Below are 17200 nucleotides of genomic sequence, written 5' to 3'. Positions count from 1 at the left end.
ATGTGCATCCTGCACCTGCCGCGCATCAATCAGTGCAGAATGCACATCGCGACGGGCGGGGCGGCGACATAATCTGTTCGCCAACCCAACCCCCGTCAAAAGGACTCCCCTCATGGCACGCACAGCACCTGCCGACGACTTCGCTCTCAGTCGGGTCTCCCCCGATGCACGCAAGCCCTGGTTCGGCATCGCGGTCCAGCGCTTCGGCCAGGTGTCGGCCCTCTCGCAGTTCCTCCTCGGCGCCACCCTCGGATACAGCATGACCTTCGGCCAGGCGGCACTCGCCCTGCTGCTCGGCTCGCTCATCCTCGAGGTCATCATGTGCATCGTCGGCATCATCGGACAGAAGGAAGGCCTCAACACGGCCCTTCTCGCCCGGTGGACCGGCTTCGGCGAGATCGGCGCCTCCCTGGTCGGGCTCGCCATCGGAATCAGCCTGATCGGCTGGTTCGGCATCCAGAGTGCCATCTCCGCCCAGTCGCTCGACGTACTGATGCCCGGCGTCATGCCGACCTGGGCGTGGAGCCTGATCTTCGGCCTCGCCGTGACGGCCATCGTCAGCTTCGGCTTCGTCGGGATGCAGTGGCTCGCCAACATCACCGTGCCGTTGTTCCTCATCCTGGTCGGCTGGTCGGTCATCAGCGAGCTGACCAAGCACTCGTTCACCGACCTGCTCACCTCGCCCGCCCCCGGCCCGACGATGAGCGTCTGGACCGGGACCGGCATCGTCGCAGGCGGCCTCATCGTCGGCGCGATCATCACTGCCGACATGACCCGCTTCAACCGCTCGAAGGCGGACGTGATCAAGCAGACCGTGGTCGGCGTCAGCCTCGGCGAGTTCGTGATCGGGCTGGCCGGCGTCCTGCTGGCCCACGCTGCGGCATCCGGTGACATCGTCGCCATCGTCACGTCGTCGATCGGGTTCGTCGGTCTGATCATCGTGATCACCGGCACGCTCAAGATCAACGACTGGAACCTCTACTCGTCCACGCTGGGCCTGGTGAACTTCATCTCGACGGCGTTCTCGAAGAACCTCAACCGGGTCAGCACCACCATCGTGCTCGGCATCGTCGGCTCGATCCTCGCCGCGGCGGGCATCCTGTCGCAGTTCACCGGGTTCCTGATCATCCTCGGCGTCGCGTTCCCGCCGATCGCCGGCATCATGGTGGCCGAGTACTTCATCGTGAAGCGCTGGCGCGGTGACCTCGACGAGACCCGCGCCTCCGGCCGCCTCCCGCTGACCGCGCCGCGCGTCGTCCCGGCCACGATCATCATCTGGATCATCTCGGCCGTCGTCGGATACTTCGTCACCTGGGGCATCCCTGCGCTGCTGTCGCTCGTGCTCTCGATCGTGCTCTACACGGTCGCGGGCAAGCTCGGCTGGGTGCGCGGGGTCGGCCGTGCCACCACCATCCAGCCGGATGCGGCGCCAGAGACCGCAGGCGCGTCGCCGGCCGACGCCCTCCCCACCAACTGAATTCAGCACCTCAGCACCTCGGCACCTCAGCACCTCAGCACCACCAGCACCACGGAGAAAGCGGGAACTATGCATATCGGCATCGACGTCGGCGGAACGAACACCGACGCAGTGCTCATGGACGGCAAGCAGACGCTGGCCGGCACCAAGAACTCCACCAGCCCGGATGTGACGACAGGGATCGTGCAGGCCATCGCCGCGCTTCGGTCGGCGCAGCACTTCGACGGCGCGGACATCAGCGCGGTGATGATCGGGACCACCCACTTCATCAACGCCCTGGTCGAAGCGAAGCGTCTCGCTCCGACCGCTGCCCTCCGCCTCGGGCTTCCAGCCACCCGCGCCCTCCCACCGCTGGTCGACTGGCCGGAGCCGCTCAAGAACGCGATCGGCGCCCGCGGCTACCTCGCTCACGGCGGCTACGAGTTCGACGGCCGCCCCATCTCGCCGCTCGACCCGGAGGAGCTCACCCGCCTCGCCGTCGACATGGCCGAGCACGGCGTCCGCTCCGTCGCCATCTCCTCGGTGTTCAGCCCGGTCAACCACGACGTGGAGACCCAGGCCGCTGCGATCGTCGCCGAGGTCCTCGGCGACGACGTCGCGATCTCGCTCTCCCACGAGATCGGCCGGATCGGCCTGCTGGAGCGCGAGAACGCGACCATCATCAACGCAGCGCTCCGCGAGCTCGCCTCGGAGATCGTCGACGGCCTCACCGCCGCCGTCCGGGCGCAGGGCATCGACGCGCCGATCTTCCTCAGCCAGAACGACGGCACCCTGATGGATGAGGACTACGTGCGCCTCTACCCGGTCGCCACCTTCGCGTCCGGCCCGACCAACTCGATGCGCGGCGCCGCCCTCACCAGCGGTCTCGACACCTGCGCCGTCGTCGACATCGGCGGCACCACCGCCGACATCGGCCTGCTGGTCAACGGCTTCCCGCGCGAGACGGCCAACGAGGTCAAGGTGGCCGGCGTCCGCACCAACTTCCGGATGCCCGACGTGCTGTCCATCGGCATCGGCGGCGGCAGCATCGTGAACACCGAGACCGGCGAGGTCGGCCCGGAGTCGGTCGGCTACCGGCTCAGCACCGAGGCGCTCGTCTTCGGCGGATCGACCCTCACCGCCACCGACATCGCGGTCGCCGCCGGCCGCGCCGTGATCGGCGATCCGGCGCTCGTCGCGCACCTCGACCCCACCTTCGTCGCCCGCGTCCTCGACCGGATCGCCGAGCGGGTCGCCGAGGCCGTCGACCGGATGCGCACCTCGCCGGACCCCATCGCCGTCGTCGCTGTCGGGGGCGGGTCCATCCTGCTGCCGGACGAGCTGCCGATGTTCGGCACGGTGCACCGCCCGGAGAACTACGCGGTGGCCAACGCGATCGGCGCATCCATCGCCCAGGTCGGCGGCGAGATCGACAAGGTCTACGCCATCGAGCCCGGCCGCCGGGAGCAGGCCATCGCCGAGGTGCGCGCGGAGGCCGTCGACAAGGCCATCGCCGCCGGGGCCTCCCCGCAGTCGGTCTCGATCGTCGACTTCGACGAGGTGCCGATCCCCTACCTCCCCGGCAACGCCACCCGGATCAGGGTCAAGGCCGTCGGCGATCTCGACATGGGGGTGCGGGTATGAGCTGGACACTGACCGCCGACCTCGTCCCCGCCCTCGCGCGCGGCGCTGCCGTCCTCGGAACGGGCGGAGGCGGCGACCCGTACATCGGCTCCCTGCTGGCCCGCCAGGCGCTCGCCGAGCACGGTCCCGTGACTGTCGTGACCCTGGACGAGGTCCCTGACGACGCCCTCGTGCTGACCGTCGCCATGATGGGCGCTCCGACCGTGATGGTCGAGAAGCTGCCGAGCCTCGACGAGGTCGTCGCCCCGGTCGCCGCCCTCGGAACCTATCTCGGCCGTCCGGTCACGCACATCGCCTGTGCGGAAGTCGGCGGGGTCAACTCGACCATCCCGGTCGCGGCAGCCGCTGCGCTCGGGCTGCCGCTGATCGACGGCGATGGCATGGGCCGCGCCTTCCCTGAGTTGCAGATGGTCCTCCCCACCCTCTACGGCGTCACCGCCTCCCCGCTCGCCTTCAGCGACGAGAAGGGGAACATCGGCGTGCTGCAGACGGTCGACAACCACTGGACGGAGCGCATCGCCCGCGTCGCCTGCGTCGAGATGGGCTGCTCCATCATGATCTCCGGCTTCCCGATGGAGGGCGCCGTCGCCCGCGAGGCGCTGGTGCGGGGCTCCCTGCAGCACTGCATCGCCATCGGCACCGGGATCGAGGACGCCCGCGCAGCCAAGGAGGACGCGGTCGGCCGCACCGTCGAACTGCTCGGCGGCCGCGAGTTCTTCGCGGGCAAGGTGGTGGATGTGCACCGCGGGACCACCTCCGGGTTCGCGAGAGGCACCGCCAGGATCGAGAACCAGAGCACGTCCCTGACGCTGTCGTTCCAGAACGAGCACCTGATGGCGGAGGCGGACGGCGAGGTCCTGGTGACCACCCCCGACCTCATCATCGTGCTCGATCACGACTCGGGAGAGCCGATCACCACCGAAGGCCTGCGTTATGGCCAGCGCGTGCGTGTCGTCGCCGCTCCGAGCGACCCGCGCTGGCACACGGCCGACGCGCTCGCGATGGTCGGCCCGGGCTACTTCGGCTACGACGTCCCCTCGCACCGCTTCGACGGGACGACGGAGACGGCCGACGGGCTCGTAGAGGTGCTTGCATGAGCTGGCAGCTGACCGCGGCAGACCTGCCCGACCTCGCCCGCGGTGCCACCCTCCTCGGCACCGGAGGAGGCGGTGACCCGTACATCGGCAAGATGCTGGTGGAGCGCGTCCTCGGCGACGGAGCGATCACCATCCTCGACCCGGACGAGCTCGCCGACGACCTGTTCGTCATCCCGACCGCCCAGATGGGCGCGCCGACGGTGATGATCGAGAAGATCCCGGCCGGCACGGAGCCGACCCTGGCTCTCCGAACCCTGGAGGAGCACCTCGGCCGCACCGCCGACGCGACCATGCCGATCGAGTGCGGGGGCATCAACTCGATGATCCCGCTGATCGTCGCCGCGGAGACCGGCCTGCCTGTGGTGGATGCGGACGGCATGGGACGCGCGTTCCCCGAGCTCTCGATGGAGACCTTCGCCGTCTACGGCGTCCACGGCTCCCCGCTCGCCCTCGCCGGAGAGCGGGGCGAGCGGGTGATCATCGACACCGGGGACGACGACAGGCAGATGGAGTGGCTGGCGCGCGGCGTCACCATCCGGCTGGGCGGCGTCGGCCACATCGCCGAATACGCGATGAGCGGAGCCGACGTCAAGCGCACGGCCGTCCCGCGCACGATCTCGATGGCCTTGGCGCTCGGCCGGGCCATCCGCGAAGCCAGGGAGGAGCACCGTTCGCCGTTCGAGGCGATCGCCACCACACTGTCGACGACCCTGTACTCCGAGGTGCGCGAGCTCTTCGCCGGCAAGGTCATCGATGTGGAGCGACGCACGACCGAAGGCTTCGCGAAGGGCCGCGCGACGATCTCCTCCCTGGGCGACGAAGACGACACCCTCGAGATCCGGTTCCAGAACGAGAACCTGATCGCCCACCGCGGCGAGGTGGTCGTCGCCATCGTCCCCGACCTGATCTGCGTGGTCGACATCGAATCCGGAGAGCCGATCACCACCGAGGGCCTGCGCTACGGCCAGCGGGTGCGGGTGCTCGGAATCTCCACTCCGGCGATGATGCGCACGCCGGAAGCGCTCGCGGCATTCGGGCCGACCGCGTTCGGTCTCACCGAGCCGTTCGTGCCGGTGGAGACCCTGTCGGCGCCGACCGTCACAGCGGCGCAGGAACGCGACGACGCCGCGCCCTCCCGCGTCTACGCTTGACGCATGGCGAGAACCCTCCAGCGCGGTGACCTGTCGCCGCTGTCCAGAGGGTTCTCGCTGCTCGGCTCCGGCGGCGGTGGCACGACGACCATGCTGGAGCTGATGCTGACGGACGCGGACTGGCCGCTCACCGTGCATCCGGTCGACGGCATCGACCCCGCGACGCCTTGCGTCGCCGCCGCATTCGCGGGCTCCACCTACCTGCTGACGGAGCGCCTCCCCGGCGCCGACCCGTTCGGCGAGCTGATCGACGCCGCCGAACGCTGGACCGGCGTACGAGCCGGGGCGGTGTGCCCGCTGGAGGGCGCCGGTCTGAATGGTCTGACCCCGCTGACCATCGCCGCCCGCCTGCCGGTGGTGGACGCCGACTTCATGGGCAGGGCACTCCCCCGGCTCGACCAGCTGTCGCTGTTCGTCGACAGGGTGCCAGGTACCGTCACCGTGTGCGGCTCCGGCGCGGGCGGCGTCGTCCTCATCGAGACGGATCGCGCCGCCGACGTCGAGAGCCTGGTGCGCGGCGCCATCGTGCAGGCGGGAGGCGCCGCCGCCGTCCTGATCGCCGGTTTCACCGTCGGCGACCTGACCGAGCACGCCGTGCTCGGAGGCTACGAGCGGGCGCTCGCCCTCGGCACGGCGTTCGACGCCGCCGCCGGCGCACCGCTCGACGAACTGGCCACGCTTCTCGGCGGGCGGATGCTCGGGACCGGCCGGATCGCGGCCGTCGAGGCCGCGCCGTCCGACGCGTACTCGTCCGCCGTCGAGGTCACCGCCGACGACGGCACCCTGCTCCGGCTGGTCGCGCGCTCCGAGGTCCTCGCCGTGCTGCGCGACGGCGCGCTCGAAGCGTCGTCGCCGGAGATCATCGTCACCATCGACTCGATCTCGCGCGACATCCTCCAGGTCGACGGCCTCACCATCGCCAGGCACGTCGCCCTCCTCGCACTCCCCGCCCCCGAGTGGTGGACCTCCTCCCCCGACAGGCTCCGTCAGGTCACCCCCTCCGCTTTCGGCATCGACGGCCTGGAGGCGGCCGCGTGAGCCAGACCATCGACCTCCGCGCACTCCTCGCGCACCCGGCCAACGGCGGTCTGCGCCCTGTCGCCGCCGCCGATCCGACGATCGTCTGGAGCGACGTCGTCGTCGACTCGGCCGAGTCCAGGCTCCCGGCCGACGGCGCGGGCGGCCTCGCCATCCTCACCATCGAGCCACCATCGGCGCCATGGCAGCAGGATGCGCTGATCCGGCGCATCCGGGATCGCGGCTATCGCGCCCTCGCCGTGCAGAACGCAGACCTGTTCGGGGAGGGCAGCCGCACGCTGGCGCAACGCGTGGGCCTCGCCCTGCTGCACGTCGACGACCCGATGGCGCTCGCGAAGGCGTGCTGGCTGCTGCTGGAGGGCAGGGACGCGCTCACCCTCGGCTACGTGCGCCAGGTGGCCCAGTCGATCGAGTACCACGCGGCCGGGCTCGCCGACCTGCTGCGCCACCTGTCCGCCAGCGTCGGGCACGGCATCGCCCTGATCGACGCGGAGGGCGTGCTGCTCCAGGCGGGCGGCGAACTCCCGGATGCGGTGCACGCCGCCATCGACTTCGGCCCGTGGGTCGACACGGTCACCGTCGACAACGGGACGGGCGCGCCAGGCTCAGCGCCGGCCTCCGCCGCCTCCGTCCACGTCGACAGCTCAACCAGAGCTGGCCTCCGCCTGGCGTTCTTCGGCAGCGGGCTGAATCAGGTGCAGCTGACCGCCCTCGCGGTCGCCGCCGAGGTCGCCATGCCCGCCGTCGCCGCGCGCATCCTGATCGACGAGGTGGCCGACGTCAACGACGCCGCCGTCGCCGCCGACCTGCTCCGCGACTTCCTCGAGCAACGCGACACCAGGGACGCCGAGCGCGACCAGCGGATGCTCGACCGCGGCTGGCGGACGGCCGGATACCACCTCGGATTCCGCATCGTCGGCCGCACGCGCGTCGACACCTTCCAGCTGCTCCGGTTCGTCACGCGCGAACTGGCTGGCGTGCAGACCGACTCGCACGCCGTCACCAGCGGCCGCGGCGTGACGGGCTGGCTGACCTTCTCCGCCCCTCCCGCGCCCAGCCAGGTCGAGGGCGCCGTGTCCGCCCTCCGCGCTCTGCACGCCTCCGCCCGCCGCGCGTTCAACGTCGCCACCGGCATCGGGGCGGTCGAGAGCGGTGCGGCCGGGCTCGCCACCACCATCGACGGCGCCGCCGACGCCGCCCGCATCGCCGTCAACCGCTCGGCGACCGGCTGGTTCGTCCGCATCGACGCGCTCGGCCTCGAACAGCTGCTGCTGAGCTGGACGGAGAACGACACGTTCGTCCCCGCCGCGGAGTCGCTGCTCGCGCCGCTGCGCACCCGCGCGCCAGAACTGCTCGAAACGCTCACCGCCTACCTCGACCACGAGTCCGGCATCGCGGCGACCGCCGACGCCCTCCACCTGCACCGCAACACCGTCTCCACGCGTATCGCCCGCGCCCAGGACCTCCTCGGCCTCGACCTGACCGACCCCGAGACCCGGCTCGCCGTCCATCTCGCCTGCCGCGCGGTGCGCGGTTGACCGGGCTGCCGCATCCCGCGACGCCGCCGCACCCCGACCCACCGCATCCCGTAGCCCGCATCCCGTATCGAAGGAGCCAGCCATGACACCACGACCCGACCTGCTCGGCACGCGGAGCAACGCATGAGAGCGATGGTCTACGACCGCTTCGGCGGACCTGTCGAGGTGCGCGACCTCCCAGACCCGGTCGCCCCTCCCGGCGGCGCGGTGATCAGGGTGGGCGCGTCCGGGCTCTGCCGAAGCGACTGGCACGCATGGGTAGGCCACGACGACACCGTGCACCTGCCGCAGGTTCCCGGACACGAGTTCGCCGGGACGATCGCGTCCCTCGGCGACGGCGTGACCGGCTGGCGGGTCGGCGACAGGGTCACTGCACCGTTCGTCAATGGATGTGGCGTGTGCCGTTGGTGCCTCGCCGGCCAGTCCCAGGTGTGCCCGGACCAGACGCAGCCGGGTTTCACGCACTGGGGTTCGCACGCCGAGCTGGTCACCATCCGGGCAGCCGAACTCAACCTGGTCGCCGTGCCGGACAGCCTGGATGACGACGCCGCCGCCAGCCTCGGCTGCCGCTTCGCCACCGCATACCGGGCCGTACGGGCGCGCGCTGACGTGCGCCCCGGCGAGTGGGTCGCCGTGTACGGCGCCGGCGGCGTCGGCCTGAGCGTTGTGATGATCGCGCGCGCCCTCGGCGCGAGGGTCGTCGCGGTCGACCGCAGCCCCGCCGCCCTCGACCTCGCGGCGCGCCTCGGCGCCGAGCACGTCGTCACCGCGGGCAGCGACACCCCGTCCGTGATCGCCGACCTCACCGACGGCGGAGCCGACGTGACCTTCGACGCCGTCGGCTCCGCGTCCACGAGCACCGACGCCGTCCTGTCGCTGCGCCGCCGCGGACGCCACGTGCAGATCGGCCTCCTCTCCGCCGACCAGCTGCCCGTCCTTCCCCTGGACCGGGTCCTCGCCTGGGAGCTCGACCTCCTGGGCAGCCACGGAATGTCCGCCGCCGACTACCCAGGGATGCTCGACCTCGTCGCAGCCGGAGCCCTCCGCCCGCAAGACCTGCTGGGCGGCGCGGTCACCCTGGAGATCGGCGCGGCCATGCTCCCCACCTCGGACACGGCGTCCCCGACCGGCATCACGGTGGTGCATCCGGCCGAGGTGTAGTTCCGCACGCTTCGCCCGGCCAACAGGCCACCCGGGTCTCTGAGCGCGAGACGCGAAGACCTCGTGCTCAGGACAGCCTCCGAATCGTGCCTGGGGTCAGTGGTCGGGGTATGGGGTGACGGTCGGACTGTTGGTGGGGTAGTACGGGTCGGGGTCGAGCATGTCGAATTCCCGGTATCCGGTGGGTCCGGCGAGCAGCTTGAGGGTGGGGTCCGTGGAGCACTCTGTGTACAACGTGAGGACGAAGTAGTTGTTCTGCGCGGCCGCTCCTGCGGCGAGGGAGCCGTCAGCACGGTCTGCCCGGTTCAGGGCGAAGCGCTCGCTGGCAGGGGCGGTGACCGGGTTACCAACGAGGGAGACGATGTAGCCCTGTTGTGTCCAGTAGTCGCCCATCATCTGCACGAAGGCCACCGGATCCCCGACGGGCGGGTGATAGAGCGGCACGAGGTAGCGTCGGCGTGTCTCGCCGTTGGCGGTGGAGCAACTGGAGCCCCGGAATTCCTTCGTGTCCGGGTTCCACGGTCTGGCGCCGGGCTCTGGGCCGTATGCCCATCCGTCGGGGAGGCCGGAGGCGGTGATTGCGGCGGTGGCGTCGGCGATGAGTTGAGCGCGGAGTTGTTGTCCAGTCTTCTGCGGTCCGGGATCGGGTGGGGTGGTCATGGCGCAACCTCCAAGGGTGAGCGTGATGGCGATGGCTAGTGCGGCAGCAGTGTGCTTCATCGTGGCTTTCCGGCCTGCTGGGTGTCGCGAGCCGCCGTGGGTTTCGATCGCTGCCTGGTCAGTGGTCGGGGTATGGGGTGATGGTCGGGCTGTTGGTGGGGTAGTACGGGCTGGGGTCGAGCATGTCGAATTCGCGATAGCCGTGGGGTCCGGCGAGCAGCTTGAGGGTGCGATCGGTGGAGCACTCGGTGAAGATGTCGATGATGAAGTGGTGGTTCTGCGCGGCCGCTCCTGCGGCGAGGGAGCCGTCGGCGCGGTCGGCCCGGTTCTCGGCGTAGCGCTCGCTGGCAGGGGCGGTGATCGGGTCGCCGACGAGGGAGACGATGTAGCCCTGGTCTTTCCAGTAGTCCCCCATCATCTGCACGAAGGCCAGCGGATCGCCCACGGACTCGTGAAAGAGACCGATGTCGTAGCGTCGGCGCGTTTCGCCGTTGGCGGTGGAGCAACTCGAGCCCCGGAATTCTTTCGTGTCCGGGTTCCACGGTCGGGCGCCGGGCTCGGGGCCGTATGCCCATCCGTCGGGGAGGCCGGAGGCGGTGATTGCGGCGTTGGCGTCGGCGATGAGTTGGGTCCGGAGTTGTTGTCCGGTCTTCTGCGGTCCGGGGTCGGGTGGGGTGGTCATGGCGCAACCTCCAAGGGTGAGCGTGATGGCGATGGCAACAAGGACAGCCGTCGTGCGGGTAGGGGTGAGGGTCATCGGGTGTCTCAGGATTGGAAGTAGGGGATCGCAGGTTCTGCGAGGTTGTGCCGGTCGGCCGCTGGGGTGGTGTCGGACAGTCCGCCGCTGACCTTGCCGGGTTGTCCTGTCGTGGTCGCAGCGATGTTGTTCAGCGACTGGGTCTTGCGGTCGTAGTAGCCGTGTCCTTCGGAGGGGACGGCGTTGAGGAATCCGCTGTTGCTGATTGCCCCCTCCTTGCCGAGGGGGTTGTGTCCGTCGACCCGTTCCAGGTGCTTCCCGTCGCCGTCGGAGGAGAACGCTTCAGCCCCACCGATGGTGCGAGTGCCCGGATACGCGACGTCGGGGTTGGGCTCAGCCCGCCCGGACACGGACGCGCCGAACGGCGCGAGCTGGTCGGCGGTGGCGGCGGTGGTGTAGACGTGATTCGCGTGAAGCGCCGCCAGGGACGGCACCTCGGAAGTAACGAGCCCAGCGGAGCCGACCATCACGAACGCGTCAACCCGAATGTGGGTTTGGGTGAGCGCGATGGCGGCCATGGTGCTGCCGTAAGAGTGGGCAGTGACCGTGATCGGCGCGGCCCCTGACCCGAAGACGTCACGGGTGGCGGCGTTCCCGTCGAGTTCAGCCGCGAACCGGGGCGCCCCCTTCTTCGCCGCAGCACTGTTGTTCACCCCGACAAGGTCCGGGTTGTCATACTCCAGGCACGCGATCACCCCCGGCTGATCGACACCGAGTCTCGTTTGGGCGAGGTAGAGGTTCCTGGCGGCGTCGGACCAGCCGGCGAGGGCGTCTTTCGCGCCGAAGTCCATCCCGCCGACACACCAGGTGGTGTTCTGGCAGGTGTCGAGGTCGCCGTAGCCGACGGCGACCATCGGCGGTTCGCTGAAGAAGTTGAACGCCACCAACTGCACCGGAACACCATCGGCAGGCGCATCCAGTGCCGACTCCATCTTGTCGAGCACGGCGCGCTGATCGGCGGTGAGGTCGGGGTGCTTCCGCGCGTCGGCGAGGCTGATCCGGTTCGCGGTGTTCCGGTCCTTGTAGGGCATCCCGGGCAGGTTGCCGAACAGCCCTGGCGCCGTCGACAGCAACGCCGCCTGCACCGCCGGGGTGAGGCCATTCCACCAACCCGCAACCACCTCCGGGTTGGGCGGGTTGTCCCAGAACTGTTGCACCAGTGCCGGGTTGTCGGCCAGCAACAGCGTCAACTCGGCCGGGGTGAGTTGATGCAGCAACGTCATCAACGCGACCCCGGTGGGCCGGGCGGCGACGTCGATGACGGCGAGCCTGCCCACCCCGGAACCGAACACGGTCAACTCCGGAACGGTGGAGTGGGCGATCGCGCCGGTCCGGGCGGCCTCCAGCCCGCGCACGAACACGGCCTCCGCCCCCTCATGCTCGCGCTGCGCGTCCTGCCCGTTCGCCCGCGCCTGCGCCAGACGCCACTCCGCATCCTCCAACCGGTGCCGGGACCTCGCCAACTCCTCCTGCAGTTCCTCGTCCCGTTCCCGCGCCGCGAACAGCTCCGTCCCCGTCGGCGGGTGCTCCGACGAGGACGCTCGCTGCAACACCATCAGCTGATCGAGCAACCCGGCATGATCCCCCACCAGTGCACTGATCGCGGCCTGCAACACGGCGATATCCCGCTCAGCCTCTTCCGCCGCATGCAACGCCTGATCGGCGGCGTACTGGGCCGAGAACAGCGCCTCCGCCCACGTCTTCGCCACGACCCCGGCCTCCCCGTGCCGGGCCGAGGCGACACGCGCCCCGTCCACGACCAACCGCAACCGGCCCCGGACCGCGTCCGCCGCGAGCCCCGACCACACCGACACGTCGACCAGCCCCAGCACATCGTTCACCAGGTCCGCCCGAGCCCGGGACCACTCCGAGTGCGCCTGCAATGACGACATCCACGCCACCACCGCATCCACATTCCCCGGCGTCGGATCCGCGTCGAACACCAACGGCGACCAATCCCGAAACCTAGAACGCATGCGCACCCGCCCGGAACCCTCGGGCACTGTCCGCATCCCGCTCGGCCGCCGTCGAGGCCACTGACCGCAACACCGTTACCAGAGCATCCGTGTTCTGCGTGAGCGCGGACCGCCCCGTGGACCAATACCGGTCGAACTCCACAAAACCCGCATCCGCTCTCGCCGAACCGAAGTCACCCGCCATGAACGCCGGAACCTGCGGAGAGTGCGCCCCCGTCGACAGCTTCCGCGCGCCATCCCGCAGCCGGTCCGTATCGACCGAAACCTTCTTGCCCATCAACCACCCCATCCGACCTGATTGCAATTCATATCAAGAACACAACTTCAACATTTTACATAATAAATGACGACAAACAGTTCAGCAGCTCGCGCCACACGATCACGACGCCACAGGACCCGCCTCAAGCACGCCCGCCGCCGCCAGCGCCTCCCGCAGCACGGGCCCGAGCCGCAGCGCGTACTCGCGCGTCATGTGCAGGGCGTCGGACTTCGTCAGCGTCGCTCCGGAGAACGGCGGGCATCTCCGTTCGACGCAGAACCAGTTCGTGGTGTCGATCACCAGCCGCGACTCCGGTGCCGTGTTCACGAGCCGCTGATGGATACTCTTTCCGCGCACTGCCTCCGGCGTGCTGATGCAGTCCTGTGGACTGTTCAGCCTGGTGTAGCACGAGTTGGCCGGCTTGTCGGCGATGGGCATGGTCACGAGCGCGATCGTCGTGTCGGCCGTGATGGCGGAGAGCTTCGTTCCCACTCCGGCGACGTCACTGACTCCGGCGATCGCAACCAGGTCGGGGGCGAGCCGGTTCACCGCGTCGACCACGGCGTCGGAGCGCTCCGCGCATCCGTCGGGGATGGCATCTCCGTTCTTGGCCGGATTACCGAACGGGCAGGCGATCCTCGCGTATGAGATCACCTTCCAGTCCGGATGCTCACGCAGTGCGTCGACGAAAGTGGTGACGAGCCCGACCGCGATGGAGTTGCCTGCGATCAGCACCGTCTTCGGTGCGGCTGGGTCGCCCCAGGTGCAGCGGCTCTCGTCGATCTTCGTGGCGACACCGCACGCCACCACGTCGTCGGCCGCGAGCTCACCGGTGAGCGCATCGTCGATCGACGGGGTCAGCGCCGGCCAGCTCGTCGCGGTCAGCGCCGCGGCCAACTCCGCCTGCACGGCCTGCAACTCGGCGTCCGGCGCCGCCTCGGCAGCCCCCTCCGCTGACTCCCCGCTCGCCCCGGCACCGCCGGCTGAACCGCCCCCGGCCGCTCCGTCCCCCTGCGCAGCCGATGCCGAGGCACTCGTCACCGCTCCGCCCTTCGCGACAGCGAGCCCCGTCGTGGCGAGCGCCGTGATCGCGAGGAAGCTCAGCGTCGCCAGCGTCCTGCCCATGCTCCGCTGTCGCTGTCCGCTCGCGTGACGGCTGCCCGCGGTCGGCGCGGTCCACCACGCGGTCTTCAACCACTCCGATCGGCGGATCGGATCTTCGACCAGGTGGAACGAGTAGACGGCCAGCACAGTGAACACGAGCGTGAGCACACCGGCCTGCCACAGTCCGTCGCCGATCAGGCTCGCTCCGATGATGATCACTGGGAAGTGCCAGAGGTAGAGCGAGTACGAGATGTCGCCGATGTAGCGGGAGACGGGGTTCGTGAGCAGCCAGGCCGACCGCAGTCGCCCTCCCGAGCCCGCGGTGATCACCGCGGCCGTCGAGACGACGGGCAGCAGCGCCCATGGCCCGGGGAACGGCAGGTCGCTCCCGATGAACGCCACGGAGGCGACGATCCCGGCGAGACCGGCGACGCACAACACGTGCGCACCCCACCGCGGCACGCGCGCCAGCCTTTTGCCGACCAGCGCGAGCAGTGCGCCGACCCCGAGTTCCCACGCCCGGGAGAAGGTGGAGAAGTACGCGAACGTCGGCGAGGCCGCGCTCTCCCGCAGCGCCCAGGCGAACGACGCGACGACGATCGCCAGCAGCACACCGCCGAGGGCGAACGACGCGACCCGGGGACGCGCGGCGCCATACCGCGCGAGGAGGGCGAGCACCACCACCATCACCGCCGGCCAGACCACGTAGAACTGCTCCTCGACCGCCAGCGACCAGAAGTGTTGCAGCGGCGAGACAGGCGCGCCGTGACCGAAGTAGTCCGTGCCGACGACGGCGAAGTTCCAGTTCGCGGCGAACAGCGCCGCCCAGCCGCCGTCACTGACCACGCCGAGCCACCGCTCGGTGCTGTAGAGCAGGTATGCCGCCCCCACCGAGGCGACGAGCACGATGACCGCGGCGGGAAGGATGCGCCTGACCCTATTGCGGTAGAACGCGGAGAAGGAGATGCGCCCCGTCCGCTGGTGCTCGCGCAGCAGCAGACCGGTGATGAGGAAGCCGGAGATCACGAAGAACACATCCACCCCGACGAAGCCGCCGCGCGGCCAGTGCAGCAGGTGGTCCAGGATCACCGCGACCACAGCGAGCGCCCTCAGTCCCTGGATGTCGCGTCGGAACGCCGACGTGGGCTTCGCACTCATGCGCTTCCTTCCTGTAAAACCTCAGCACGTGTCATCGAGGTATTTATGTCTCAGTCATAAAAGACTAGCTGCTGCCGCCGACAGTGGGCCCACGATCGGCGGCGAACCCGGCAGGATGGGCGTATGCACCTCGCCGACGTCACTCCCCCGGACACCCAGGCGGCGCGCGCCGCCCACGCCTTCGCCGCAGAACGGCAAACGCCCGCCATGCTGAACCACTGCATCCGGTCGTGGCTGTGGGCGGTCGGTTTCGCCGAGCGCGACGGCAGCGCCGACATCGATCGCGAGCTGCTCTACGTCGCGGCGCTCTTGCACGACATCGGGCTGATCGAAGCATTCGACAACCACACCCTGAGCTACGAGGATGCGGGAGGACACGTTGCCGCCGCCCTCACGGCCGGAGCCGGCTGGCCGGTCGAGCGGCGGCAGCGCGTACACGACGTGATCGTGCGCCACAACTGGCCGAAGGTCGACCCTGCACTGGATGCGGAGGGCCACCTCCTGGAGATCGCCACCGGACTCGACATCTCCGGCGTCGGGGCGGACACGCTCCCCCTCGCGTTTCAGCGCGAGGTGCTCACCGCATACCCGCGGCTGACCATCGCCGCCGAGTTCGGCGCGTGTGTGCAGGACCAGGCGACGCGGAAACCCACGACGCAGGCCGCCAGGATCGTGGCGAACGGCGTCGTGCGGAAGCTCGCAGAGAACCCGCTGGAGACCAGGGGCGCAGCGAGCTGACCCCGAACGGCCTCCGGCCTGGGAGCGGCACCAGTCCCGCCTGCTATGGTGCGGAGGCCGGCACCGAGCCGGCTTTCAGGGAAGACGCCTCGTGAACGTCGAGCCGCTCAGGCTCCGCCTCGAACCCGTCGCCTCCTCTGTGCTATCAGAGGAGCATCCCCATGCCCGCGTCCCTGCCTGCATCCACCACGGCCGTCGTCTACTGCGAGGGCCTCTTCGGCGAGCAGGACGGCAAGACGGCGAACGGTCTCGTCCGTCACTCCGGCCGGTACGACATCCTCAGCGTCGTCGACAGCCGCCACGCAGGCGAGGACTCCGGCATTGTGCTCGACGGGGCACCGAACGGCATCCCCGTCCTCGCGACCATCGCGGAGGCCGTCGCGCACGCCGGGTCCGTCCCCGACAACCTGATCGTCGGGCTGGCCCCCGCCGACGGGATGCTCTCCGTGCGGCACCGCACCGCACTCCTCGACGGCGTCTCCCGAGGCATGAACCTCGTCAACGGCCTGCACGAGTTCCTGGACGACGAACCGGAGTTCGCGGCCGCTGCGCTTCTCGCCGGTGTGACCATCACCGACGTGCGCCGCCCCAAGCCGAAGAGCGAGATGCACCTGTTCTCCGGAAGGATCTTCGACGTGTCCTGCCCCCGCATCGCGGTGCTCGGGACGGACGGCGCCGTCGGCAAGCGGACCACGAGCACCCTGCTGGTGCAGGCACTGAACGCCAGAGGCATCAAAGCCGTGATGGTCGGAACGGGCCAGACGGCCCTCATCCAGGGTGCGAAGTACGCTGTCGCCCTCGACGCGAGCGTTCCGCAGTTCCTCTCCGGCGAGGTGGAGAACGAGGTGGTCGCCGCGTTCGACGACGAGCACCCCGACGTGATCGTGATCGAGGGCCAGGGCGCGCTCAGCCACCCCGCCTACCTGACCAGCGCATACATCCTGCGTGGCAGCCGACCGGATGCGGTCATCCTGCAGCACGCACCGGCTCGCGTGATGCTCGACGACTTCCCGATGATGCCGATGCCGACGGCCGCGGAGGAGATCCGCCTCATCGAGTCGTTCGCCCCCACCCGCGTCATCGGGGTCACCATCAACCACGAGGGGATGACGGACGCGGAGATCACCCTGGCCATCGACGCGCACGAGCTCGAACTCGGGCTCCCTGCGACGGACCCGCTCACGCGTCCGCTGGACGGCCTGGTCGACATGGTGCTCGCGGCGTTCCCCGAGCTGGAGGACCACCGCACGCTGGCGGTTCCGCGCTAGCGTCCGAACAGCGCGCGCAGCAGGGCGCCGAACCCTCTGCGCCGCGCCGGAGCATCGGCGGCCGCCCTCTGCGCCGTGTCGAGGAAGCCGACACCGCACTGCGGGCACTCGACGATCAGCTCGTGGACCGCGAGCCCCGCACCGTAGTACGGGTTGCGCATTGCGTTCGCCTCAGCGCCGCACGACGGACACGTC

At 69.8% G+C, this 17200-nt stretch carries 15 protein-coding genes; 9 read left to right on the top strand and 6 right to left on the bottom strand.

What is annotated here, in order from left to right:
- Positions 1–112 precede the first annotated feature (112 nt).
- The 7 genes from AC37TH_RS17040 to AC37TH_RS17010 all read left to right on the top strand — a co-directional run bounded on the left by AC37TH_RS17040 (position 113) and on the right by AC37TH_RS17010 (position 9085).
- Positions 113–1477, top strand: coding sequence for a purine-cytosine permease family protein (locus AC37TH_RS17040; protein ID WP_490765531.1), 1365 nt, complete (start codon positions 113–115; stop codon positions 1475–1477).
- Positions 1478–1546: 69 nt separating this feature from the next.
- Positions 1547–3100: a hydantoinase/oxoprolinase N-terminal domain-containing protein gene (locus AC37TH_RS17035; RefSeq protein ID WP_490765530.1), complete on the top strand. Its 1554-nt coding sequence runs from the start codon at positions 1547–1549 to the stop codon at positions 3098–3100.
- Positions 3097–4197, top strand: coding sequence for an S-methyl thiohydantoin desulfurase family protein (locus AC37TH_RS17030; RefSeq protein ID WP_490765529.1), 1101 nt, complete (start codon positions 3097–3099; stop codon positions 4195–4197). The genes AC37TH_RS17035 and AC37TH_RS17030 overlap by 4 nt, the downstream gene beginning before the upstream one ends.
- Positions 4194–5348 carry an S-methyl thiohydantoin desulfurase family protein gene (locus AC37TH_RS17025; protein WP_490765527.1) on the top strand — a complete coding sequence of 385 codons (1155 nt, stop codon included), beginning with the start codon at positions 4194–4196 and terminating at the stop codon, positions 5346–5348. Before AC37TH_RS17030 ends, AC37TH_RS17025 begins: the two co-directional genes overlap by 4 nt.
- A gap of 3 nt (positions 5349–5351) precedes the next feature.
- Positions 5352–6386 (top strand): DUF917 domain-containing protein, encoded by a 1035-nt coding sequence (locus AC37TH_RS17020; RefSeq protein ID WP_490765526.1) that lies wholly within the window; start codon positions 5352–5354, stop codon positions 6384–6386.
- Positions 6383–7924: a PucR family transcriptional regulator gene (locus tag AC37TH_RS17015; RefSeq protein ID WP_490765525.1), complete on the top strand. Its 1542-nt coding sequence runs from the start codon at positions 6383–6385 to the stop codon at positions 7922–7924. The genes AC37TH_RS17020 and AC37TH_RS17015 overlap by 4 nt, the downstream gene beginning before the upstream one ends.
- 123 nt (positions 7925–8047) lie before the next feature.
- A complete protein-coding gene (locus AC37TH_RS17010; RefSeq protein ID WP_490765524.1) occupies positions 8048–9085 on the top strand; it encodes a zinc-dependent alcohol dehydrogenase family protein in 1038 nt (345 codons plus the stop codon).
- Positions 9086–9181: 96 nt separating this feature from the next.
- Here AC37TH_RS17010 and AC37TH_RS17005 read toward each other — a convergent pair whose 3' ends face one another.
- From AC37TH_RS17005 to AC37TH_RS16985, 5 genes are all read right to left on the bottom strand, one after another.
- Positions 9182–9745, bottom strand: coding sequence for a hypothetical protein (locus AC37TH_RS17005; protein WP_490765522.1), 564 nt, complete (start codon positions 9743–9745; stop codon positions 9182–9184).
- 118 nt (positions 9746–9863) lie between these two features.
- Complete coding sequence (locus tag AC37TH_RS17000; RefSeq protein ID WP_490765521.1) at positions 9864–10427, bottom strand: hypothetical protein; 564 nt, start codon at positions 10425–10427, stop codon at positions 9864–9866.
- Positions 10428–10510: 83 nt separating this feature from the next.
- Positions 10511–12445: an alpha/beta hydrolase gene (locus AC37TH_RS16995; RefSeq protein WP_490765519.1), complete on the bottom strand. Its 1935-nt coding sequence runs from the start codon at positions 12443–12445 to the stop codon at positions 10511–10513.
- Positions 12446–12467: 22 nt separating this feature from the next.
- The gene (locus AC37TH_RS16990) at positions 12468–12755 is read right to left on the bottom strand and encodes a hypothetical protein (protein ID WP_490765518.1); all 288 of its coding nucleotides are present in this window, start codon (positions 12753–12755) and stop codon (positions 12468–12470) included.
- A 102-nt stretch (positions 12756–12857) separates the two neighbouring features.
- Entirely contained in the window at positions 12858–14999 is a 2142-nt protein-coding gene (locus AC37TH_RS16985; protein ID WP_490765517.1) for an acyltransferase family protein, read from the bottom strand.
- Positions 15000–15122: 123 nt separating this feature from the next.
- Here AC37TH_RS16985 and AC37TH_RS16980 point away from each other — a divergent pair, with 123 nt between their 5' ends.
- Positions 15123–15737: an HD domain-containing protein gene (locus AC37TH_RS16980; RefSeq protein ID WP_490765516.1), complete on the top strand. Its 615-nt coding sequence runs from the start codon at positions 15123–15125 to the stop codon at positions 15735–15737.
- Between the two features lie 161 nt (positions 15738–15898).
- Entirely contained in the window at positions 15899–17005 is a 1107-nt protein-coding gene (locus AC37TH_RS16975) for an N-acetyltransferase DgcN family protein (protein WP_490765515.1), read from the top strand.
- On the opposite strand, the gene AC37TH_RS16970 is transcribed toward AC37TH_RS16975, so the two are convergent.
- The gene (locus AC37TH_RS16970; RefSeq protein WP_490765514.1) at positions 17002–17166 is read right to left on the bottom strand and encodes a hypothetical protein; all 165 of its coding nucleotides are present in this window, start codon (positions 17164–17166) and stop codon (positions 17002–17004) included. The genes AC37TH_RS16975 and AC37TH_RS16970 overlap by 4 nt on opposite strands.
- Between the last annotated feature and the right edge of the window lie 34 nt (positions 17167–17200).

This window comes from Leifsonia sp. McL0627 (genome assembly GCF_058244615.1).
The sequence above is the reverse complement of the archived record's forward strand: the minus strand, read 5'-3'. Positions and strand labels throughout refer to the sequence as shown.

Bases quoted from the DNA above. Each gene is read 5' to 3' on its own strand.
- AC37TH_RS17040 (WP_490765531.1), top strand. From the start codon at position 113: ATGGCACGCACAGCACCTGCCGACGACTTCGCTCTCAGTCGGGTCTCC.
- AC37TH_RS17035 (WP_490765530.1), top strand. From the start codon at position 1,547: ATGCATATCGGCATCGACGTCGGCGGAACGAACACCGACGCAGTGCTC.
- AC37TH_RS17030 (WP_490765529.1), top strand. From the start codon at position 3,097: ATGAGCTGGACACTGACCGCCGACCTCGTCCCCGCCCTCGCGCGCGGC.
- AC37TH_RS17025 (WP_490765527.1), top strand. From the start codon at position 4,194: ATGAGCTGGCAGCTGACCGCGGCAGACCTGCCCGACCTCGCCCGCGGT.
- AC37TH_RS17020 (WP_490765526.1), top strand. From the start codon at position 5,352: ATGGCGAGAACCCTCCAGCGCGGTGACCTGTCGCCGCTGTCCAGAGGG.
- AC37TH_RS17010 (WP_490765524.1), top strand. From the start codon at position 8,048: ATGAGAGCGATGGTCTACGACCGCTTCGGCGGACCTGTCGAGGTGCGC.
- AC37TH_RS17005 (WP_490765522.1), bottom strand. From the start codon at position 9,745: ATGACCACCCCACCCGATCCCGGACCGCAGAAGACTGGACAACAACTC.
- AC37TH_RS17000 (WP_490765521.1), bottom strand. From the start codon at position 10,427: ATGACCACCCCACCCGACCCCGGACCGCAGAAGACCGGACAACAACTC.
- AC37TH_RS16990 (WP_490765518.1), bottom strand. From the start codon at position 12,755: ATGGGCAAGAAGGTTTCGGTCGATACGGACCGGCTGCGGGATGGCGCG.
- AC37TH_RS16985 (WP_490765517.1), bottom strand. From the start codon at position 14,999: ATGAGTGCGAAGCCCACGTCGGCGTTCCGACGCGACATCCAGGGACTG.
- AC37TH_RS16980 (WP_490765516.1), top strand. From the start codon at position 15,123: ATGCACCTCGCCGACGTCACTCCCCCGGACACCCAGGCGGCGCGCGCC.
- AC37TH_RS16975 (WP_490765515.1), top strand. From the start codon at position 15,899: ATGCCCGCGTCCCTGCCTGCATCCACCACGGCCGTCGTCTACTGCGAG.
- AC37TH_RS16970 (WP_490765514.1), bottom strand. From the start codon at position 17,166: ATGCGCAACCCGTACTACGGTGCGGGGCTCGCGGTCCACGAGCTGATC.